We start from the raw sequence: 21,583 nt of genomic DNA, 5'->3' as shown, positions 1-21,583 counted from the left end.
GACTAGGCGTAATGAAAGCAGAGACTGAGTATGTCTCTGCTTTTTTACGTAGATGAAACGCAGCATAGCGCCCAAAACAATCCTTCCCTTACAAAAACAACCGCCACAGGACAAAACTTTGTAGCGGTTGTTTTATTACATACACTTCTATGAACGAGTAGGTGCTGGAACAGGCAAGTCTGTATCGGGTTCTACAGTTGCAGCTTCCATTACTTCAGACTCGATGGACTTACCTAACACATAATACTCGGTTTCTTCTTGTGTCAAACTGTTATAGCGCTTGCGGATGACCACATAGAAGATCACACCGACAATTGACCAAGCGAGTAATAGTAAGTAAGAAGGTGTTGTAAGTGCTGCAGGTGAAGTTGGTACAAGTAGCAATGCCAAGAATGCTGCACTTGCAACCATACCTAGTAATGCTAAAAACTTTTTCAAAGGTTCGATCTCGCGTCCCATTTCTTCTTTGCCCCACGCCAACACTTTAAACGCCGCAAGACAAGTGAAGAAGTAGGCTACAGATACACCTGTTGATGACATATCTACGATCCATGTCAATGCTTGACGACCAAACCATGGAGTCGGCAATGTGATTAAGGCCACGAACCAAATACCCCATTTCGGTGTTTGGTTTTTAGTCATCCCACGGAAGAAGTTAGGTAATGCACGTGCACGCGCCATAGAAAACAATAGGCGGCTTGATGACATGAAGAATCCATTCAAACCTGTAAAGATTCCCATGACAATCGCAACTGCCATAACAGCTAATCCTCCAATACCGAGTGCAGAACGAACGACTTCTCCTGTTGCCCATAAATCACCGCTACCGATATTCGCTGATGCAGGGAATGTCCAGCTAGTCAAACCAATCATGATTGCATAAATCAAAAATGAAGTGAACAGAGATGCAATAATTAGCATAGTTGCTTTGCGAGGTGAGAAATTGAATTCTTCCGCTGCTTGCGGCACATTATCAAATCCGACGTATGCCCAAGGCGCAATGGCCAATACTACAAGTATAGAAGTAATTATCGACTGGTTACCTTTAAACAGTGGTTGCAAATTCTCAAGTGGTTGATCGGCCCCAGCGAATGTGAAGATACCGAGTACTACGACACCGGCAACGAGCAAGACACTGAAATAAAATTGAATTTGTCCTGAAATACTTGTTCCTGTTGTGTTGATGAAGGCGAAAGCTAGAATGAGCAAACTGGCAATGATGATTTCAGGTATGTATACGTCCCATCCCGCAACGCTATAAAGAAATCCTTGTTTCATAAAACCCGGCGCTAAAAACTTAAGTAATAAAGTAAGTGCAGAAGCATTCAAGGCGACGATAGATATATATCCAAGTGACAAGAACCAGCCACAGATAAATGCCCACACTTTGCCTGCTGCTATAAAAGCATATGTAAATCCGCCTCCGGAAACCGGAAACTTTTTAATCATTACACCATAACTTGAAGCGATGATCATCATAACTAGAGCACCAATTCCCAAACCGATGATTGCTCCGAGTGGCCCTGAAGATCGAATCCAGTCTCCTGGTAGGATAAATGCTCCCCAACCGACTGATGAGCCAAGTGCGATGGCAAACACCCATGATGGCTTCAATGTTTTATTTAATTTCCTTCGTGCATTCTCAGATCCTTGATCCATGTGATCCAACCCCTAATTAATAGTATAGCGATTGTATGCCCTTTCTTTATTGATTCAAAACGTATTCAATCGATATTGTTATATCAATATCCTATAGGCAAACTATTTAGTTTTATTAGTTAATTCTGTATAGTGTAATAGTGAGTGTTGCAAGCTCTACATGTTGACAGAGTCTATCAAATCTTTTATGATTCTAAACAACAAATACTTATAAGAATAGTGGGGTTTTATAAATGAAAAAAGTACTTTTACCATTTATGCTCGTTTTATTGGCCGCTGTTTTAGTTGCCTGTGGCGGTAAAGAAGAAAGTAAGCCCAATGACTCCGCTGAAAAACCGGCAGGGCAAGACGGTCTGCTAGAAGAAGTTCTCGCAAACGGTGTACTCAATGTAGGAACAGAAGGAACTTATGCACCTTTTTCTTTTCACGATGAATCGGGGAAGTTAACAGGATATGATGTAGAAGTCACACAAGAAATTGCAAAACGATTAGGCGTGGAAGTAAAGTTTTTTGAAACACAATGGGATGCTGTTTTCGCAGGCCTAGACGCTAAGCGATTTGACATGATTGCCAACCAAGTCGGCATCAATGAAGAGCGCAAGGAAAAGTACGAGTTTTCCCAAGCTTATACACATTCAAACTCTGTTTTGGTTGTTCGTGCAGACGAGGATATTGCGTTTGACGGTATGGAAGGTAAGAAAGCTGCTCAGACACTGACTAGTAACTATGGGCAATTAGCGAAAGCAAATGGCGCAGAAATTATCAAAATCGATGGGTTTAATCAAGGTGTCGACTTAGTAATTTCCAAACGTGTGGACGGCACATATAACGATAAACTATCTGCACTCGATTATTTAAAACAAAAACCGGATGCTCCAATTAAAATTGTTGAGGAAGAAGAAATTTCCGAAGACAATCAATCGGAAAGTGCTTTTGTATTTAGACAAGGAAACGAAGATCTAATAGAAGAAATAAACAAAGCGTTGGATGCGATGCGTGAAGACGGTACATTGAAGACGATCTCCGAAAAATGGTTCGGCGAAGATGTATCTTAATACGATTGCACTAAGTCCCGAACGGATACAGAGATTCCAAGAAATCGCATCAACGTCCATCGGGCCTTTGATTGAAGGGGCTATTAAGTATACAATTCCTTTGGCAATCATCGCATTTAGTATTGGACTGATTATCGCCATCTTTACTGCATTGGCGAGGATCTCTTCTAACAAACTCTTAGAAGCAATAGCGCGGGTGTATGTATCGATTATCCGTGGAACACCTTTGCTTGTACAATTATTCATTATCTTTTACGGTTTGCCGACGATTGGTATCACAATTGATCCATTCCCATCAGCTGTCATAGGATTTTCATTGAACGTCGGTGCGTATGCATCGGAAATTATTCGTGCGGCTATTTTATCTATCCCAAAAGGGCAATGGGAAGCGGCCTATTCAATTGGAATGAATTATTCTCAAGCGTTGCGTAAGATTGTCTTACCTCAAGCAGCTCGTGTATCGGTTCCACCACTTTCTAACTCTTTTATCGGATTAGTAAAAGATACTTCACTTGCTGCGACGATTTTAGTAGCCGAGACATTCAGAAGAGCCCAGGAAATTGCCTCCATGAATTATGAATTCCTATTCGTTTATATTATGGCCGCTCTTGTCTACTGGGTGATTTGTTTCATTCTGTCTATATTCCAAGGGAGAATTGAAAAACGTTTGGATCGCGTTGTCGGTAAGTCAGGAGGGTTATCATGATTTCGATACAAGGACTGAAAAAGTCATTTGGAGATTTAGAAGTTATTAAAAACGTGGACTTGGAGATAGAACAGGGTAAAGTGGTCGTTATTATTGGACCATCTGGATCCGGTAAGTCCACGTTGCTACGTTGTTTAAATGTACTTGAAACACCGAACGGCGGAATACTTTCGATAGACGGTCAAAAATTGGACTTCAATTCCTCTGTTTCTAAAAAGTCGATCAGTGCATTTCGTCAGCTAACGGGAATGGTATTTCAAAGTTATAATCTATTCCCGCATCTGACGGCAACAGGCAATGTGACGGAAGGACTTACTACAGTCAAAAGGTTGTCACACAAAGAAGCCATTCTAAAGGCAGAATCGCTGCTAGATAAAGTGGGACTGGCTGATCATAAAGAGAAGTATCCTTTCCAACTCTCTGGCGGTCAGCAACAGCGTGTGGCCATTGCCCGAGCACTTGCGATGGACCCGAAAGTTATGTTGTTCGACGAACCAACTTCTGCCCTTGACCCCGAGCTCGTTGGAGAAGTACTTCGTGTCATGAAGGATTTGGCCCATGAAGGCATGACGATGGCTGTGGTCACACATGAAATGAGATTCGCTAAAGAGGTTGCTGATGAAGTGATCTTCATTGATGACGGTATCATTGTAGAACGTGGTGCGCCTGCTGAAATCTTCACGAATCCACAACATCAACGAACGAAGAAGTTTTTGAGTTTATTACAAGTATAACTAGAGAAAACGCTTGGCTCCTAAAGGGGAGTCAAGCGTTTTTTTGCGCGCTGAATAAGTGACGGTGTAATTTGAGTGCATGCTCATAGAAATCGCGTAAGTGATCATAGATTCCCCGCGAGCGCTCTATTACGCGTGGTGACCGCTCTATCAAAGCCCGTAGTCGCTCTATCACATCGCGAAACCGATCATAGAACAGCTACGAGCGCTCATAAAGCTTTTATTCAGGGTGCCAGCGATACGTATCAAGCGAGATCCGTCCGTTTTCGTTGAATTGAACGCCTTCCGAAATTAATCGCTCTCGCTGTGTGTTTCCTTTATCCTCTGCATGATCTGGAGTGGAGATTCCTCCTTGGGCATTGATGATGCGGTGCCACGGAAGGTCATATTTGGCGCTCATAGAATGTAAAATACGTGAGATTTGTCTTGCGCCACGGGGATTACCGGCTTCCGAGGCTACTTGACCATACGTCATGACATGGCCTGGCGGAATCGCTTTAATAATCGCTACGGCCTGTTCAGTAAAAGCTTCCATAGCTATGAAAACCTCCTTTTTACTAAAGTTTAGCATAGAACTTAGTGAAGGTCATATCATCATTCAGATGACATCGAATGGCATTATGGTATTATTTATGTACAGACAGAAAGGAGAATATAAATGAGCTCCAATACACTTGAATATGCAATAACACTAGATCAACAAGATTCATTAGCCCCGTACCGGAAGGAATTTTATTTGTTGCAAGATAAAATTTACATGGATGGAAATTCACTGGGCTTGCTGTCCACGCGTGCAGAGAAGAAACTATTCGAATTGCTAGAATCCTGGAAGACTTTAGGGATTGACGGCTGGACCGAAGGAAAGCACCCATGGTATTTCATGGCAGAACAACTAGGGGATAGAATGGCGCCGTTAGTTGGAGGGGAAAAGTCGGAAGTGATCGCGACAGGATCTACTACAACGAACTTGCATCAAATGGTCTCTACCTTTTATCGACCTTCAGGAAAGCGCACGAAAATATTGGCGGATGAATTAAACTTCCCATCAGATATTTATGCACTGCAAAGTCAGATTCGAGTACACGGTCTCGATCCGGAAGAGCATCTAGTTCGTGTGAAAAGTGAAGACGGGCTCACGCTTGATGAAAATCGAATTATCGATGCAATGACAGATGACATCGCATTGATTGTGCTTCCTTCTGTCCTATATCGCAGTGGTCAAGTGTTGGATATGAAAACGCTTACTCAGGCAGCAAGGGAAAAAGGAATTGTAATCGGATTTGATTTGTCCCATTCAATCGGTGCGGTGACTCATGAACTGCATAACTGGGATGTGGATTTCGCTTTTTGGTGTACATATAAACACTTAAACGGCGGTCCCGGAGCAGTAGGCGGGCTATTCATCAATGAACGTCATTTCGGCAAAGAGGCAGGTCTTGCTGGATGGTTCGGCTCGGATAAAACAAAGCAATTTGATATGGATCACACGATGACAGCAGCACCAGACGCAGGGGCATACCAAATCGGTACTCCGCATGTATTGAGTCTAGCTCCTTTACTCGGCTCGCTTGAAATGTTTGAGGAACTTGGAATGGATAAAGTCCGCGAGAAGTCATTGGCACTGACACGTTTCATGCTGGATTGTATTGACGATGAACTGCAAGAGTATTCGTTTGGTATCGGCAATCCACTAGATGATTCCCGTGGCGGACATTTATTATTACAGCATAACGAGGCGGCAAGAATTTGCCAAGCATTGAAAGCGCAAGGCGTGGTTCCTGACTTCAGAGCACCTGATGGTATTCGATTAGCACCGGTTGCGTTGTACAATTCATTTAAAGATGTGTGGGAAGCTGTACAAATACTTAAAACGATTATGAAAGAAGAGTTATACAAAGAATTTCCGAATGAACGTGGGGTGGTTGCATGACAAGTCAGTGGATTGATATTACACAACCATTGAATCAGCATATCGCGGAGTGGCCAGGAGATACGCCTTTTTCTTATGAAGTAGCGGTATCGAAAGAACAATCCGGTTCTGTTAACATTGGAAAATTAACGATGAGCACGCATATTGGCACACATACGGATGCTCCTTTTCATTATGACAATGATGGGTTAAGAATTTTGGAGCTGCCCGTGGACTTATATATTGGTAAGGCTTGTCTAGTAGACGTGACAGGCGTTAGTTGCGTAACACGGGCTGATCTAGAGCCACTGGACTTTGGCGGTGCTGAACGCCTTTTATTGAAAACGGGAAGTCATCCGACACCAACGAAGTTTCCCCAGAGTTTTACAGTGATCGGTGAAGACGTCGGGCCGTTATTGAAAGAGCGTGGTATTCGTCTGATTGGTGTGGATACACCTTCCGTTGATCCGGAAACCAGTAAAGAATTATTAGGCCACCATTCGTTATATCGTAATGATGTCATCATTATCGAAAATCTAGTTTTGCATTCATTGGAAGTAGGGCACTATGAATTGATCGCATTACCATTAGCATTGGAAGAGGCGGATGGAAGTCCTGTCCGTGCAGTTGTCAGGAGGCTGGAGTCATGAAGGAGAAAGGTATTCATACGGATTTTAGGGAATCGATGACGTATGGCGAGTATTTGCATTTAGACAAGGTACTATCGAGTCAAGAGCGTCTGTCGGGTCATCATGATGAAATGTTGTTCATCATTATTCATCAGGTGAATGAACTGTGGATGAAGTTAATTTTACATGAGCTTGAAACGGCGATTGAATCAATTCAGCAAGATGAATTGCCTGAAGCGTTCAAAATGCTTGCGCGTGTTTCGAAGGTACAAACCCAAATTATTCAAGCGTGGGATGTGTTGGCTACATTGACACCTGCCGAGTATATGGAGTTTCGTGACAGTTTAGGAAAGGCATCAGGCTTCCAATCCTATCAAAACCGTTTGATTGAATTTGCATTAGGTTATAGGCAACCACAAATCATTAAAATCTATGAAAAAGATTCAGAGCTATCGGAACGATTGGCGAAAGCGTATAAAGCCCCTGGGATTTATGATGTAGCGATTCAAGCACTCGCACGTGCGGGCTTTGCTATCAACCCTGCATTACTCACACGTGACTTTTCTGTCACCTATGAAGGGGACCCAAGTGTTGCGGCTGCGTGGCTTGAAGTATATCGCGATGTAGATCGCTATTGGGATTTGTATCAATTAGCGGAAAAGCTAGTTGATATCGAAGACAGTCACCAGCAATGGCGCTTTAGACATATGAAAACAGTGGAGCGCATTATCGGCTTTAAGCAAGGGACGGGTGGATCTTCTGGTGTTCATTATTTAAGATCTGTACTGGATCATCGCTTCTTTCCAGAGCTATGGGACGTACGGACTAAAATTTGACAGACTGGCAAGCTAGCGATTATGATTAAATTTACAATAATCTGAAAATGGAAAGGTGGTATGTATAATGACGAAGAAGTCGATTAGCTATGTAGTGATGGCATTTGCACTAGTTTTGCAAATTGCTATTATGCCGTTCCAAGCTTCTGCTGCAGATCCTGAAAAAGCCCCTACGTGGATTTCTCCTATCAATTATTTAGCACTAGGGGATTCATTGGCAGCGGGTGTCACACCAACGAACGAACTGGGTATAGGGTATACAGATCTTTTAGCGGAAACATTGGCTAAACAGGAAGTATTACTAGCAAGCAATAAAGGGTTTTCATATCCAGGCTATAAAACGGCCGATGTATTGAAGGATTTTGAAATGGACGTCACGAAGCCGATTGTCGGTATGGGACACTCCGATCAAACAGCTACTCTTCATCAATCGGTGAAAGAAGCTAACCTCATCACATTAACTATTGGAGCAAACGATGTATTGCCGAATATCAAGTTTGATGATAAGGGTACGCCGGTGTATAATTCAGGTGAACTAACAGCTGCCATGATGAAGGTCGGCACGAACACACAGCAGATCCTCGCAAAGATATATGCTTTGAATCCCGATGCACAAGTATATGTGATGGGCTATTACAATCCATTTCCTTACTTAAGTCCACAAAACCAGCCTATGGTCGAACAGTTGGTCATGTCAATAAATAGTGCGATTAAAAGTGGACTGACAGGAACTACAGCACAGTTTGTAGAGACGGCAAAGCAGATCGCTGAAGATCCTTATACGTACTTGCCTAATCCTGAAAATATTCATTTGAGTCAAGCAGGCTACAAAGTAGTAATGGAAGCTTTCCACAAATCATTGATGGAGAACTACTCATGGTTTGCTAAAGACGCATTTACAGTTACAGCAAAAGATGCGACGACAGTAGAGTTAAACTGGGTACCGGTCATTGATACGGGAATGATTTCAACGTACCAGATTTTTAATGGCGACAAAATGGTAGGTGAAGTGATGTCTCCTATAGTAACGTATGAAATCACGGATCTACAGCCAAATAAAGAGTATCATTTCTCTGTTCAAGCCGTTGATCAAAACGGTAAAAAGAGCATGCAACACTTGAACGCTAAATACACACTAGACAAAGAGCCAGTAGAACCTACAGTGATGTTTACGGATATTACAAATCACTGGGCAAAAGATGTTATTGAAATGGCCGCAATGAAAGGTATCGTCAGTGGCTATGCGGATCATACATTCCGCCCTGACAAATCGTTGACGCGTGCGCAAGCTACATCTATCTTGGTCCGCGCACTGAATCTTAAGCCGAAGAGCACAAAATGGGCATTTAACGACTTAGCAGACTATGCCGACAGCACAAAGAAGGATATTCAAGCAGCTTACGACTATGGTTTAGTCAGTGGAGTGAATGGCCACTTCATGCCAAATCAGCCCATTACTCGCGCGCAGTTAGCGCTAGTACTAAGTCGGACATATGAAGTAGCAACTGGCAAACCATTCACGCCAACAGTTGCTGCACCATTTACAGATATCAAAAAGTTTTCGAAAGATACGCAATGGGCCATTGCAGGTCTTTACCAGATGAATATCGCAACAGGGGACAATGGCAAGTTCATGCCAAATGATCCTACGACGCGTGCACATGCTGCGAAGATGATTGTTCATTCAATGGAAGCTATTGCACAATAAACAGTAATAAAGTAAAAACCAAAAGACCAACCCCAGTATAGAGGTTGGTCTTTTGGTTTTGTTTAATTTTAGAACATCACACTAGCTCGAAATTGATCAACAGTGCTAGTTAAGCAAATTTCTTACGCGGTGTTTTCTTATCCACTACAGCAGCCCCTACAATATCTCCCATGACGTTGGAAGCAGTACCTGCCATACCAATTAATGCATCGACTCCGGCTATTAATGCCACGATTTCAAGTGGGAGACCGAACATGGTCAGTACAGCGGATAGCGTGACCAATCCCGCAGCAGGAACACCTGCAGTGCCAATGGAAAGCAATGTTCCGATTGCAATAACAGTGATCAAGTCTCCAACTGATAAGTTCAGATTCGTAATATTCGCTGCGAAGACGATGGAAATGCCCATCCGTAATGCACCACCGTCAGAATTGAAGACTGCACCAAGTGGTAGAGCGAAGTTCGCTGTATTCTCGGAGACACCCGCTTTCTTTGCGGATTCAATAGCAATCGGCAATGATGCAATACTACTTGAAGTGAAAAATGCAGTTGTATAGGCATCCTTCGTATTGCGATAAAACGGTAATACAGGATTTCCAAACAGTTTCAGGAATCCGCTGTATACAAAGAGCCAGAGAATCAATATGCCTAGATAGAAGACCCCAACGAATGAAAGTAATCCAAGGAATGTTTCCAAGCCTTGTTGACCAAAGGCCGTGGCACTGATTGCGAAAATACCAATAGGTGCGTATAATAAGACGCCATCAAGTATTTTATAGAACATTGTATTTAGTGCACTAAAGAAACGATCAAGCAAATCACCCATCTCAACAAGTTTCGTATCTTTAGAAAACTTCATTGAAGACATGGCCATGCCAATAATGACCGCAACAAATAAAATTGCCATCAAATCACCAGCTGTAAAGGCTGCGAAAATGTTTTTTGGTACGATTTGCAATAGAACTTCCGAGAATCCCGGGGTAACTGGTGGTTCTACAACTGCATCAGTAGGCAGTGTTAAATTATTTCCCGGTTTGATCCACATAGCCAATGTTAATCCGATCAATACCGCTGCGGCAGTTGTTACTGCATAGTATAGAATGAGTTTCCCGCCCATTTTACCTAGCTGGGCTAAATTCATTTGATTGACGGCCATAACAACTGTAAGAAAAATGACTGGGATCGCAATAAGGCTGAGTAAATTTAGCAGCAATGTCCCAAATGGCTCGAGGAAAGTAGTATATTCATTAAAAAAGATGCCGAGTAATGTACCGGCGATAAATCCAATTGTGATTTTAGCAACAAAAGGTGTGTTCTTATATTTATTCCAAATAGGGTTCACTCTCCCGTTCGTATCCTTATTATTCAAGTAGATCATTTCATCATATCATATAGATGCGAGAAAGTTATATTCATTAACATCCATTTACTTTACTTTTTATCGCAATAAGCTTAAAATAATATTAATGGTTAGGCACCCTAACTAATTAATTGAGGAGAAGAACATATGAAAAAATCCCAACAGTTTTTCACTGAGTATATTCAGTTTTATCGTCCTGTGTTGAATCGTTTAAATACATTGCTGGCACCCTATCAATTATTTCATTCGCAGTGGGGCATACTAAAGTTACTGTGGTTTGAAGGCGAAATGACTTCCGCAGAAATAGCGGTACGCAAACAAGTGGAGAAACCGAGTGTAACCAAAATCATTCAACGCTTATTGGAAATGGAAATGGTAACTATCCGACCTGGAACAGATCGAAGAGAAAAATGGATTGTATTAACACCAAAAGGAGAAGCTACGGTTATCAAGGTGATGGCCGACTTGGAAGTATTTTACGAAGGATTACTTGAAGGCGCTACACGAGAAGATATAGAAGCAGGTATCCGTATTATGAAGTTAGCTAACCAAAATCTACATAAATAAGAGAGTGATCGAATGGAGAATAAGAAAATTTGGACAAAGGACTTTATCGTAATATCTATTATTAATTTCTTTTTGATGCTGGTGATGTATTTACTTATTGTCACCATCGCGCCTTTTTCGGTAGAAGAATATGGTGTATCGACTAGTGTTGCAGGACTTGTATCAGGTATTTTCATCATCGGTACACTTATTGCACGTCTGGCAGTAGGCGGATTGATAGAAAGGATGGGGAGTCGAAATATCTTATTGATCGGATTAGCTGTAACTATAGTAGCCTCTGCCTTTTACTTTGGTGCTGTTAGCTTACCATTATTGATGGCCAACAGATTCCTTCATGGAATTGGTCTTGGTATTTCATCTACCGCAACAGGTACTATGGTGGCTCAAATGCTTCCGCCATCACGAAGAGGTGAAGGGATTGGGTATTTTAGTTTAAGCACAGTGTTGGCAACGGCTATTGGACCGTTCTTCGGTATCTTCCTTAGCCAACGTTATGAGTTCAATGTGCTCTTTATGTTTTGTTTAGCTATTAGTGTCTGCTGTGGAGCGATGTTCTTTTTCGTTAAGAAGACACCGGCGGTTATGCCTAAAAAGGATTTACCAGAGGCCGTGAAGAAACTTGGCGTTCGGGGTTTATTGGAAATGCGTGCATTACCTATTGCATTCGTTACGTTATTAGCGGCTGTAGCATATTCGGGTGTGTTATCATTCATTTCGTTTTATGCAGCAGAAATCAACTTGGTAAGTACAGCTAGCTTCTTCTTTTTAGTCTATGCCATTGCTGTACTGTTCTCAAGACCGTACACGGGCAAGCTGTTGGATGTAAAGGGTAATAATTTTGTTGTTTATCCTTCACTCATACTGTTTGCGGGAGGATTGCTATTGTTAAGCGCCACAAGTGCAGGGTGGATGTTACTTCTAGCAGGGGGCATTATTGGGCTCGGCTTTGGTAACTTCCAATCGTGTGCACAAGCGATTGCTTTGCAAGGTGTGAAGCCTGAGCGTTTAGGTGTGGCTACATCGACATTCTTTATCTTCCTCGATTTCGGATTCGGATTCGGACCCTACGTACTAGGGTTGCTTGTACCGATTATCGGCTACCAAGAACTATACTTAGTATTAATGCTTGTTGTCATTATTGCGTTAGCGTTCTTCATGTTATTCAGTCGGACCCGCAGACGTCCTGTTGTGGAACGAGGGTAATACATTATATAAAAAGACACTACAATGTTCGTTTTGTAGTGTCTTTTTATAAACAAGTAAGGCAATTTCGTCCATTACGTTTAGAAGCATACTGGGCATCGTCAGCTCTAACGTAAATATTACTGGATTGATCACCATCCTGATAACTTGTGATTCCCATACTGACAGTGATCGCTATACTGACCCATTCTGAATCCTGTATATAGCGGCGAAGATCTTCTGCCTTTGTACAGTTATTTTGATGATTAGGGTCGTCAAATAGTACGGCAAACTCTTCTCCACCAATACGCGCTACTAAGTCTGGAGAATCAATTCTGTTCTCTAGCTTACAAGCCAGCTCCTTCAATACATCATCGCCTACTTGATGGCCATGAGTATCGTTGACAGTTTTGAAATGGTCAATATCAAATAGCAGTAAAGAAAATGAGTGCGCCTCGTAGTGTTCTGCACGATCAATCGCGGCATCGAGACTTCTTTGAAACACGCGACGATTATACAGTCCAGTCAATTCGTCGCGAGTAGCCAACTCTTGCAATTCTCCATTTAACTCCAAAAGTTGTTGTTGCTTGTACTCTACTTCTTCGAGCAATCCAAGTAGTTTATTGTAAGCTTCATCTGTTCGTTGCTGAATTCGCTCTGCTTCTTTCTTAGACTTCAACAACTGATTTTCGTATTCATCTCGTACTTTAATCTGCACGATCACTCCTTCATACAGTCCATCGCGTTCACTGACATTCATTAATACAGGAACTGTTCGTTTTTCTACTTTGAAGTTTAAATACATTTCCCGTACTTCTTGATGTACAGAAATAGAAGGTACAAAATAGGTCTGAAAATATATTCTGGATGGAACTGTTAACACATCATGCATATGGCACGGCATTTTATTCAAGCGCAATATATCTCGCATCGTCTTATTCATTTCAACAAATTCCCAATCACTTGTTAAGACGAAATATCCGCAAGGCAATAAGTTCAACCGCTCATCCATGATTTATACGCTCCTGTCCTTTTCAATAAAACGTGTAATTTCCTTAATCGTCTCTTCAGGATGACTGATGTGTGGATTATGCCCTTTTGCTTCCATGATAACCAATTCGCTGCCCGAAATGCAGTTTTTGATATAGTGACCTACTTCAATCGGTACGATCGTGTCTTCGGTTGGCTGTAAAATAAGCGCTTTTGTCGTAACCTTAGATAATTCTCCACGAACATCTGACATGAATGTTGCTTCCGCAAAGCGTCGTGCAATAGCGGGATCATTTGTATCCAGCATGCACTCAAACTCTTCAGATAGATGTGGACGGTCTTCATTTTTCATCGCAATCGGCGCTAGATACTTAGTGAATTCTTTATAGTTCATCTCCATCATATCAAGCAATTCATCAATATCCTCACGTTCAAAACCACCAATGTAATTAGGTTCATTCAAATAGTGAGGTGAAGGACCAATCATGATTAGTTTCTCCATCAGATCAGGTCTTTGGATTGAGGCAAGTACACCAATCATTCCACTTACGGAGTGTCCGACATAGATAATGTTTTTTAGTTTCAGTGCGTCACACACTTCTATTACATCTAAAGCATAGCCAGGCAATGTTTCATAGCGTTCTGCTGAATAAGCCGTTTTATCACTTTTGCCAGAGCCGACATAGTCGAATGTCACAACTTGATAATGTTCTTCAAAAGCAGGTATGACATGATTCCATACCGTCTGATCACAACCAAAGCCGTGTGCGAACATGATAGTTTGTTCTCCTGAACCTGTTATATGTACTGCGTTTCTTTTCTTGATATCTATAGACATACACCCAAATCCCTTCTGAAGACAATCACTCAAATTATTACCATTGTAGCATAGAATATAGATTGTATTATAATATTTAGACGATAAACTAAATAAATACCTGTGAGTATTCTCACAGGTATTTATTCTTAGTTTGTGTAGTTATCGAAGTATCCTTGGATAAAGACGATAGGTGTACCTTTGTCGCCGCTGCCTGAAGTTAGGTCAGATAATGAACCGATTAAATCCGTCAGCTTACGAGGAGTCGTTCCTTGTGAAGCCATGGATCCCATTAGATTAGTATCTTTCTTCTCAATGAAATCAGTAACAGCTTTCTTTAGCTCTTCTCCACGTAACTCAGAGAAATCATTATCAGCCAAGTATTTTAGTTTCACTTCATTTGGAATACCGTCAAGGCCTTCCGTATAAGCAGGTGATACGACTGGATCAGCCAGTTCCCAAATCTTACCTACCGGGTCTTTAAATGCACCGTCTCCGTACACCATTACTTCAATGTGTTTTCCAGTTCGATCTTTAAGCATTTTCTGGATGTTGTCTACTATAGGCTGACAGCTATGTGGGAATAGTTTGATACTGTCTTCTTGAGCTTTGTTTGCGCCGAGTAAACCGAACTCTTCATTGTAGCCACTGCCGTCAATGGAAGTTGCCAAGATGTCATCTAGGCTGTAAATCTTTTCAGCACCGTTTGCTTCTAAAATACGCTTTGTTCTAAAACGTGTATGAATATCGCATGTCAAGACTGTCTTCGTATAGTCCAAAATCGTTCTCGCATTATTGGAGAAAATGACCTCGTGTTCTACACCGAACTCGTCCATCAATGATTTATAGTATTCGATATAATCAACGCCCGTGAATGGGTGTTTGTTATCACCGAAATGCTCTCTGAACTCTGCTTCAGTCAATACATCAGTCCAAGGATTAACTCCCTTTTCATCTAAACGATCTAGCTCAACCAAGTGATTACCGACTTCATCGGAAGGGTAGCTAAGCATCAATACGATTTTCTTTGCACCTTTCGCGATACCGCGTAAGCAGTTTCCAAAACGGTTGCGGCTAAGAATAGGAAAAATGACACCAATCGTATCATCACCGAATTTTGCTTCAATATCCTTAGCGATATCGCTGATCGTTGCATAGTTACCTTGTGCACGCGCTACAATCGACTCTGTGATCGAGACGATATCTTTATCTTGAAATGTAATATTTTCTTTTTCAGATGCTTCTATGACACTGTCCACTACGATCTGTTCAATATTGTCGCCTTCATTAATGATTGGGCAACGCAATCCTCTAACAACCGTTCCTACAACTCTTCCCAAAACAATCGCTCCTTAGTGAAACTTATTTGATCACTCTTCTTTGTATTATAGCGTGCTTTCATGGTATAAGTAAAATTAATATACTTAATAGGGGATATAAGGTGGGGTTATATGTCTATCAATTTGGAGTGGTATAAAGTATTCCGTACAGTTGTTCAAAATGAAAGCTTTTCAAAAGCGGCAAGGAGTCTTTTCATGACACAACCCGCAGTCAGCCAGATTATTTCACAGTTGGAACGAGCATTAGATACACGCCTGTTTAATAGGACTTCCAAAGGTGTCACACTGACAGATGAGGGATCGTTACTATATGAGTATGTCAATTCGGCACTGAATTTAATCGAGGCAGGCAATGAAAAGTTAAAGGAATTGAAAAACCTCTCTTCAGGTGAATTAAAGATTGGGGTAGGGGACACGATTTCTCGTTATTATCTGCTTCCTTACCTAGAAGCTTTTCATACAAACTTTCCAAGTATCCGCTTCAAGATCATTAATGGCACAACATTGGAATTGATCGCTGCGCTGAAGTCTGGTGAAGTGGACATCGTGATTTGTAATTTTCCAATTGAAGATGATTCTTTGGAGAAACGCGCTTGTTTCGATGTGCAGGATACCTTTGTTTACGGCGAGAGGTTTAAAAAGTTGTTCATGAAGCCTGTACCGTTGCAGGAACTTTCGAGATTACCATTGATTTTACTAGAGCCGAAGTCCAATTCCCGTCAGTATGTGGAGGAATATTTGCTGAAGCAAGGCGTCAAGATCTATCCCGAGTTCGAGTTAGGTTCGCATGAGCTATTGCTGGAGTTTGCGCAGATTAATTTAGGGATTGCTTGCGTCGTAAGGGAGTTTTCAGCGGAGTATCTAGAACAAGGCAAGCTGCAGGAAGTAGAGTTTTTGGAGCCCATTCCTAAGCGTAGCATCGGTGTTTGCTACCTAAAGGGAGTGTCATTATCACCAGCCGCTTCGAAGTTTATTGGGATATTGGAGAAGAATTAGATAGGATGGCAGGGTGTTGGGATTGGGATTTACGCTTCGGAGGGGACGCGTGTCTTACGGGCGGGCGGTGAACCACACCCCTTCGCTTCGCTCGCAGGGTGTTTCACCTGTCCCGCTGATCCTCCCAGAGTCGCCCCTCCTACGCTCCAATCCCTCGCAATGTAAGTGGGTGATACTTTTTGTTCTGCATTAAAATACGTGTTGTAATAGATTTTTAACTTCAGTACTTGAATTTAAAAAGTTAGGACAAAATAATAATTCAAATACTACGTTCAATGAGTGATTTAAGTAACTGTACTATCAACGTAGGATGGAAGCGGAAGTTGGCGGCGAAGTGCAAAGACGTGCTCCTAACGCTGCGCTTTTACTCGCAAAAGCCGTCCTTCGTTACGGCTCTTCCCGCAGGCCCATGGGAAAGCGTCCGCCAACTGGAGCTTCCATCCCGAACCACTCACAAACTCATTCACCACTTTTAAGCACTTGACCTTGAACTTAAGTGCCTTGTGACTCTGAACTAAACTCCATACATAAAAAAGGCTGTCGCAAGAAGGGGATCTTCTTGTGACAGCCTGTGTTTGATTATGCGTAAATATTACGATCCCAGAAACGGTGGTGTGCAACAGCCTCTACCCATTGCTCGCCTTCGCCTGAAACTGTCAAGTCCATCAAAATACCAGGACCTGGTTTTGCCTTCGACTTCTCCATCAACTCTTTCGCCGCTGGAGCAGATCCGATTGGCTTGAAATGCATATACGCTTCATTAACGAAATCAGCGACATCTGCATCGAACTTCTGTTGTTGCTTCGCTTTCCCACCCACAACATACAATGCATCGTATAGAACCGAATGTACCGTCAGTAGCGTTTCGTCGACATCGACTGTCGCTCCGTTCTGTCCGGTCAGCTTACCGAACTTCTCGCTCACAATATCAACTGTCATACCTGCGTCCAATGAAGCCTTCAAAAATGGCTCAAGTGCATTATCGTCAAATTGGTCTGCAATCAATACGGCTACTGTACGCGTATCAGGCACTTTTGCCATGTTTTCCTGACTAAGGGCAGGGGATGACTTGGATTCGGTGGACTGCGAAACATCTGTTGGTGCATCGACACCGACTGCATCTGCAACTTGAGTCGCCATATCCATATCGACATTAGCAAACATATCTACCGCTTGTTTTCTCACATTCATATCATTCACTTTCCCAATTTCAAAGCTGAACGCTGCGATGATATGCTCTTTTTCCGCGTCGGATATACTGTTCCAGAATAGACGGGCCTGTGAGAAATGATCCTTAAAGGAATCACTTCGGGCTTGTATTTTGCGACCTTCTACCTTCTCTTGGTAATGTACATAACCGCCATCTTCCTCGGAACTCGTGTCTGGTTTATTATTGGATAATGAATTGTTATGATAGTGAGTCTGTCCGACATTGATCGTTTGTCTGCCATATCCATCACGCTGGTTATTGTGGAATGGACAGACCGGTCGGTTGATAGGTAACTCATGGAAGTTAGGTCCGCCTAGACGGATCAACTGCGTATCTGTATAAGAGAACAGTCTTCCTTGTAGCAATGGATCATTCGAGAAATCAATTCCAGGTACTACGCTGCCGGGGTGGAATGCTACTTGCTCCATTTCAGCAAATACATTGTCTACGTTGCGGTTTAAAGTCATTTTCCCAATGATTTTTACCGGAATGTCTTCCTCGGGCCATAACTTAGTAGGATCTAGAATGTCAAAATCAAATTTGAATTCATCTTCTTCTTCTAGTAACTGTACGCCAAGTTCAAATTCCACGAAGTTGCCATTTTCAATTGATTCCCATAAATCACGACGATGGAAATCAGGATCTTTACCGTTAATCTTCTGCGCTTCATCCCAAACTAATGAGTGGGCACCGAGTTTTGGTTTCCAATGGAATTTCACAAAGTGCGCTTCACCTTGATCGTTTACAAAGCGATACGTGTGAACACCAAAACCTTCCATCATTCGGAAACTCCGAGGAATGGCACGGTCGGACATTTGCCACATGACCATATGTGCAGATTCCTGGTTGTTCGCAACAAAATCCCAAAATGTATCATGTGCTGAAGCGGCTTGCGGCATTTCGTTATGAGGCTCGGGTTTCACAGCATGTACTAAGTCAGGGAATTTAATAGCGTCTTGAATAAAGAAAACCGGTATATTATTTCCGACTAGATCGTAGTTTCCTTCTTGCGTATAGAACTTCACAGCAAAACCTCGCGCGTCACGTACGGTTTCAGCGGAACCTTTACTCCCTGCTACACTAGAGAATCTAGTGAATACAGGAGTTTTGATACCTGGTTCCTGTAAGAATCCTGCTTTCGTATACTTCTTCATGGACTCGTACACTTCGAATTCACCATGCGCCGCAAATCCTCGTGCGTGAACTACCCGCTCCGGAATCCGCTCGTGGTCAAAGTGCGTCATTTTCTCTCGGAAATGGAAATCCTCCATCAACGTCGGACCACGCGTCCCTGCTTTTAGGGAGTGCTCATCTTCTGAAATCTTCAAACCTTGATTCGTTGTCATAGCGTGTTCGCCATCGTATGCGCGAAACGTCTCTAGTTGTTTATTTTTACTCTCTTTATTTACTTGATGATCTTTCTTCACATAAAATCCTCCCATCGTAAAATAGTAGTCTGCCTATCCTATTCCCCAATTACGAGAGGATAAACTGAAGACTATATTCTACCGGAACGTATGATGGAAAATAATAAATAAGTAAACATTAAGGCTGCGATGACCGCGCCGACTTCAATGAGAGGTAACTTTAAGAAGAGAGCTGTTTGTCCAGCGATAGCAGAACCGATAATGAGACCAACCATGAGAATGCTAAATGCCAACAACACAATACTTAAGGATAAGCGATTGGCAATCTTATCAAGCCGGCGGAATATAATGTTCGTTTGCTTCAAGCCGACGTCTAATTCCACTTTACCTTTTTCTATAGTTTTGATAGCTTTTTTCATATCGTTTGGTAACTCGGATAAAATTTCAGCATTCTTTACAAAGGTATGCCAGCCGTTTTCCAGTAAGTAGCGTGGGTCGAATTGTTTGAACACCATCTTTTTACCATACGGTTCGATGGCTTTCATAATACTGAAAGAAGGATCCAGCTTTCCTAGTACACCTTCAAGTGTAAGAATCACTTTTACAAGAATGGCGATTTCATTCGGCAGACGTATGCGGTGTCGATAAGCAATTGAGAAAATCTCCATGAATACATCACCTAATCTTAAGTCTGTAAGTGATGTTTCATAATATTTCCGCTGAATAATCTGCAAGTCACGATACAATGCATCTGTGTTAGTTTTTTCATGTAAAATATTCATAGCTTCGAATACATTGATTAATCGAGCGATATTTCCTCTTTGTAAGGCGACGAGTAAGGAAATGAAATGATAAGTCATTTCCTTACTTAGTTGACCGACCATACCGAAATCTAAATAATGAATAACGTTTCCAGGTGCAATGAAAATATTACCCGGATGGGGATCACCGTGGAAAAAGCCGTTTTCCATTACTTGAGAAAGCATAGAATCCGCAATTCTTTCTGCGATCACCTTACGATCATACCCTTCGCGGTCTAGTTGTCCGACATTGCTCACTTTAATACCTGTGACCAGTCCCGCTGTTAGGACAACACGCGTAGTGTATTCATCGTAGACTACTGGGACTTGAATCGTAGGATCTTTCACAAATTGTTGCGAGATCCGTTCAGCGTTACGGCCTTCCAGTTGGTAATCTAGTTCCTCCCGTAGTGAATGGGAGAATTCATAGATTAAATCTTTTATATGATACGCTTTCGCCCAGTCCATATTCTTCTCGAGAAACCCTGCCAAGTCGTGCAAGATGGCTAGGTCAGTATTTATTTGTCGTTGGATATTAGGTCGCTGGATTTTCACCGCTACGTGTTCACCGCTAGGCAAACGAGCGGTATGCACTTGACCTATAGAAGCTGAAGCGAGTGGTTTTTCATTGAATTCCAAGAAGAGTTCTTCAATCGTTCCACCTAATTGATGCTCGATGATTTCCCTCACGACTTCAAATGGAAAAGATTCTACGTGGTCTTGTAGTTTCTCAAGCTCTGAAGCAATTTCCTCAGGCACTAAATCCCGACGGCCGCTGGCGATTTGCCCAAGCTTTACGAAAGTTGGTCCAAGTTGTTCTAATGCAGTTCGTAGTTTTTTACCGACATGATACAAATTCAAATCAACTTGTTCGTCCGCAGAAGCGAATTTACGATCTGTCAGTCCAAGACGAAATAAGATGTGACTAAATCCATTTCTTAAAAAGACATTGATGATTTCTTGTGAACGTTGTGCATTTTTCATTCTTCGTTTTAACAAAAAGAACACCTCCGTATCTACCCTCTCTACAAAAGATACCATTGAACTCGTATAATTAAACACTAAAAAGGTCTCCGTCCTCTCTGTTGAAAAGAGAAAAGGAGACCCTTCTATTTTAGAAGATTTTTTTCCTGTCACGTTCATCCTTCAAGACTTCGACCGCTTCACGGAAACGCAGTGAATGGACGTTCTCTCTTTCTCTTAGAAACTTTAGAGAATCATTAATCCATGCATCGTCTGAAATATCGATAATCCATTGATACGTAGCGCGCGCTTTTTCTTCCGCTGCTATATCTTCGTACAAATCAGCTATCGGATCTCCCTTTGCTTGGATGTACGTTGTCGTAAAGGGTACACCACCCGCATTTTCATAAAACAGCGCATGACCGTGATTGACGTAATGTGCACCAAGACCAGCTTCTTCAAGTTGTTCTGGTGTAGCGTCTTTCGTTAATTTGTAAATCATGGTAGCTAGCATTTCTAAATGGGAAAACTCTTCGGTTGCAATATCATTCAGTACGCCGATCACTTTGTCAGGAACGGTGTAGCGCTGATTCATATAGCGTAATGCAGCAGCGAGTTCGCCGTCTGCACCACCATATTGCTCCGCGATGTACCTCGCAAGTTTTGGGTTACACTCTTTGACTTCTACCGGATACAATAATTTTTTCTCATAAACCCACATCCATATTCCCTCCAGTAACCTAGTGTGTATTTAA

Annotated in this window: 19 protein-coding genes; 10 read left to right on the top strand and 9 right to left on the bottom strand. The window is 42.1% G+C overall.

Going from position 1 to position 21,583, the window contains the following annotated elements; genetic code table 11:
• Window positions 1–147 precede the first annotated feature (147 nt).
• Complete coding sequence (locus CSV76_RS04890; protein WP_099624874.1) at window positions 148–1,659, bottom strand: APC family permease; 1,512 nt, start codon at window positions 1,657–1,659, stop codon at window positions 148–150.
• A gap of 233 nt (window positions 1,660–1,892) precedes the next feature.
• Here CSV76_RS04890 and CSV76_RS04885 point away from each other — a divergent pair, with 233 nt between their 5' ends.
• Genes CSV76_RS04885 through CSV76_RS04875 form a run of 3 tightly spaced genes read left to right on the top strand, consistent with a single transcriptional unit; the run spans window position 1,893 to window position 4,154 of the window.
• Entirely contained in the window at window positions 1,893–2,714 is an 822-nt protein-coding gene (locus CSV76_RS04885; protein WP_085427553.1) for an amino acid ABC transporter substrate-binding protein, read from the top strand.
• Complete coding sequence (locus CSV76_RS04880) at window positions 2,704–3,420, top strand: amino acid ABC transporter permease (RefSeq protein WP_085427552.1); 717 nt, start codon at window positions 2,704–2,706, stop codon at window positions 3,418–3,420. The genes CSV76_RS04885 and CSV76_RS04880 overlap by 11 nt, the downstream gene beginning before the upstream one ends.
• Window positions 3,417–4,154 carry an amino acid ABC transporter ATP-binding protein gene (locus tag CSV76_RS04875; protein ID WP_085427551.1) on the top strand — a complete coding sequence of 246 codons (738 nt, stop codon included), beginning with the start codon at window positions 3,417–3,419 and terminating at the stop codon, window positions 4,152–4,154. The genes CSV76_RS04880 and CSV76_RS04875 overlap by 4 nt, the downstream gene beginning before the upstream one ends.
• Window positions 4,155–4,374: 220 nt before the next feature.
• Here CSV76_RS04875 and CSV76_RS04870 read toward each other — a convergent pair whose 3' ends face one another.
• On the bottom strand, window positions 4,375–4,689 hold the full coding sequence (locus CSV76_RS04870) for an MGMT family protein (protein ID WP_085427550.1): 315 nt from the start codon (window positions 4,687–4,689) through the stop codon (window positions 4,375–4,377).
• A gap of 123 nt (window positions 4,690–4,812) precedes the next feature.
• Here CSV76_RS04870 and kynU point away from each other — a divergent pair, with 123 nt between their 5' ends.
• From kynU to CSV76_RS04850, 4 genes are all read left to right on the top strand, one after another.
• Window positions 4,813–6,084 (top strand): kynureninase, encoded by a 1,272-nt coding sequence (gene kynU, locus CSV76_RS04865; protein ID WP_099624873.1) that lies wholly within the window; start codon window positions 4,813–4,815, stop codon window positions 6,082–6,084.
• Window positions 6,081–6,713 (top strand): arylformamidase, encoded by a 633-nt coding sequence (kynB, locus tag CSV76_RS04860; RefSeq protein WP_085427548.1) that lies wholly within the window; start codon window positions 6,081–6,083, stop codon window positions 6,711–6,713. Before kynU ends, kynB begins: the two co-directional genes overlap by 4 nt.
• Window positions 6,710–7,528: a tryptophan 2,3-dioxygenase gene (gene kynA / locus CSV76_RS04855; RefSeq protein ID WP_085427547.1), complete on the top strand. Its 819-nt coding sequence runs from the start codon at window positions 6,710–6,712 to the stop codon at window positions 7,526–7,528. The genes kynB and kynA overlap by 4 nt, the downstream gene beginning before the upstream one ends.
• A gap of 67 nt (window positions 7,529–7,595) precedes the next feature.
• The gene (locus CSV76_RS04850) at window positions 7,596–9,236 is read left to right on the top strand and encodes an S-layer homology domain-containing protein (protein ID WP_099624872.1); all 1,641 of its coding nucleotides are present in this window, start codon (window positions 7,596–7,598) and stop codon (window positions 9,234–9,236) included.
• Between the two features lie 109 nt (window positions 9,237–9,345).
• On the opposite strand, the gene CSV76_RS04845 is transcribed toward CSV76_RS04850, so the two are convergent.
• Entirely contained in the window at window positions 9,346–10,578 is a 1,233-nt protein-coding gene (locus CSV76_RS04845; RefSeq protein ID WP_233192336.1) for a dicarboxylate/amino acid:cation symporter, read from the bottom strand.
• Between the two features lie 165 nt (window positions 10,579–10,743).
• On the opposite strand from CSV76_RS04845, the gene CSV76_RS04840 reads away from it, so the two are divergent.
• Complete coding sequence (locus CSV76_RS04840; RefSeq protein WP_099624870.1) at window positions 10,744–11,163, top strand: MarR family winged helix-turn-helix transcriptional regulator; 420 nt, start codon at window positions 10,744–10,746, stop codon at window positions 11,161–11,163.
• A 12-nt stretch (window positions 11,164–11,175) separates the two neighbouring features.
• The gene (locus CSV76_RS04835; RefSeq protein ID WP_099624869.1) at window positions 11,176–12,366 is read left to right on the top strand and encodes an MFS transporter; all 1,191 of its coding nucleotides are present in this window, start codon (window positions 11,176–11,178) and stop codon (window positions 12,364–12,366) included.
• 46 nt (window positions 12,367–12,412) lie between these two features.
• On the opposite strand, the gene CSV76_RS04830 is transcribed toward CSV76_RS04835, so the two are convergent.
• From CSV76_RS04830 to CSV76_RS04820, 3 genes are all read right to left on the bottom strand, one after another.
• The gene (locus CSV76_RS04830) at window positions 12,413–13,357 is read right to left on the bottom strand and encodes a GGDEF domain-containing protein (RefSeq protein WP_085427542.1); all 945 of its coding nucleotides are present in this window, start codon (window positions 13,355–13,357) and stop codon (window positions 12,413–12,415) included.
• Between the two features lie 3 nt (window positions 13,358–13,360).
• Window positions 13,361–14,173, bottom strand: coding sequence for an alpha/beta fold hydrolase (locus CSV76_RS04825; RefSeq protein ID WP_085427541.1), 813 nt, complete (start codon window positions 14,171–14,173; stop codon window positions 13,361–13,363).
• Window positions 14,174–14,301: 128 nt separating this feature from the next.
• Entirely contained in the window at window positions 14,302–15,492 is a 1,191-nt protein-coding gene (locus CSV76_RS04820) for a coenzyme F420-0:L-glutamate ligase (RefSeq protein ID WP_085427540.1), read from the bottom strand.
• 111 nt (window positions 15,493–15,603) lie between these two features.
• On the opposite strand from CSV76_RS04820, the gene CSV76_RS04815 reads away from it, so the two are divergent.
• Window positions 15,604–16,488: a LysR family transcriptional regulator gene (locus CSV76_RS04815; RefSeq protein WP_085427539.1), complete on the top strand. Its 885-nt coding sequence runs from the start codon at window positions 15,604–15,606 to the stop codon at window positions 16,486–16,488.
• Between the two features lie 579 nt (window positions 16,489–17,067).
• Here CSV76_RS04815 and CSV76_RS04810 read toward each other — a convergent pair.
• The 3 genes from CSV76_RS04810 to CSV76_RS04800 all read right to left on the bottom strand — a co-directional run bounded on the left by CSV76_RS04810 (window position 17,068) and on the right by CSV76_RS04800 (window position 21,549).
• Entirely contained in the window at window positions 17,068–19,125 is a 2,058-nt protein-coding gene (locus CSV76_RS04810; protein ID WP_099624868.1) for a catalase, read from the bottom strand.
• A gap of 71 nt (window positions 19,126–19,196) precedes the next feature.
• A complete protein-coding gene (locus tag CSV76_RS04805) occupies window positions 19,197–20,873 on the bottom strand; it encodes an ABC1 kinase family protein (RefSeq protein ID WP_233204410.1) in 1,677 nt (558 codons plus the stop codon).
• A 106-nt stretch (window positions 20,874–20,979) separates the two neighbouring features.
• Window positions 20,980–21,549 (bottom strand): manganese catalase family protein, encoded by a 570-nt coding sequence (locus CSV76_RS04800; protein ID WP_099624866.1) that lies wholly within the window; start codon window positions 21,547–21,549, stop codon window positions 20,980–20,982.
• Window positions 21,550–21,583: the final 34 nt, after the last annotated feature.

The sequence above is a fragment of the Sporosarcina sp. P17b genome (genome assembly GCF_002743115.1).
Classification (GTDB): Bacteria; Bacillota; Bacilli; order Bacillales_A; family Planococcaceae; genus Sporosarcina; species Sporosarcina ureae_C.
This window is presented reverse-complemented; position numbering and strand designations above follow the sequence as displayed.

Coding starts and splice junctions, on each gene's coding strand:
- CSV76_RS04870 (WP_085427550.1), bottom strand. CDS start 4,689: ATGGAAGCTTTTACTGAACAGGCCGTAGCGATTATTAAAGCGATTCCG.
- kynU (WP_099624873.1), top strand. CDS start 4,813: ATGAGCTCCAATACACTTGAATATGCAATAACACTAGATCAACAAGAT.
- kynB (WP_085427548.1), top strand. CDS start 6,081: ATGACAAGTCAGTGGATTGATATTACACAACCATTGAATCAGCATATC.
- CSV76_RS04800 (WP_099624866.1), bottom strand. CDS start 21,549: ATGTGGGTTTATGAGAAAAAATTATTGTATCCGGTAGAAGTCAAAGAG.
- CSV76_RS04875 (WP_085427551.1), top strand. CDS start 3,417: ATGATTTCGATACAAGGACTGAAAAAGTCATTTGGAGATTTAGAAGTT.
- CSV76_RS04885 (WP_085427553.1), top strand. CDS start 1,893: ATGAAAAAAGTACTTTTACCATTTATGCTCGTTTTATTGGCCGCTGTT.
- CSV76_RS04825 (WP_085427541.1), bottom strand. CDS start 14,173: ATGTCTATAGATATCAAGAAAAGAAACGCAGTACATATAACAGGTTCA.
- CSV76_RS04815 (WP_085427539.1), top strand. CDS start 15,604: ATGTCTATCAATTTGGAGTGGTATAAAGTATTCCGTACAGTTGTTCAA.
- CSV76_RS04830 (WP_085427542.1), bottom strand. CDS start 13,357: ATGGATGAGCGGTTGAACTTATTGCCTTGCGGATATTTCGTCTTAACA.
- CSV76_RS04840 (WP_099624870.1), top strand. CDS start 10,744: ATGAAAAAATCCCAACAGTTTTTCACTGAGTATATTCAGTTTTATCGT.
- CSV76_RS04890 (WP_099624874.1), bottom strand. CDS start 1,659: ATGGATCAAGGATCTGAGAATGCACGAAGGAAATTAAATAAAACATTG.
- CSV76_RS04850 (WP_099624872.1), top strand. CDS start 7,596: ATGACGAAGAAGTCGATTAGCTATGTAGTGATGGCATTTGCACTAGTT.
- CSV76_RS04880 (WP_085427552.1), top strand. CDS start 2,704: ATGTATCTTAATACGATTGCACTAAGTCCCGAACGGATACAGAGATTC.
- kynA (WP_085427547.1), top strand. CDS start 6,710: ATGAAGGAGAAAGGTATTCATACGGATTTTAGGGAATCGATGACGTAT.
- CSV76_RS04835 (WP_099624869.1), top strand. CDS start 11,176: ATGGAGAATAAGAAAATTTGGACAAAGGACTTTATCGTAATATCTATT.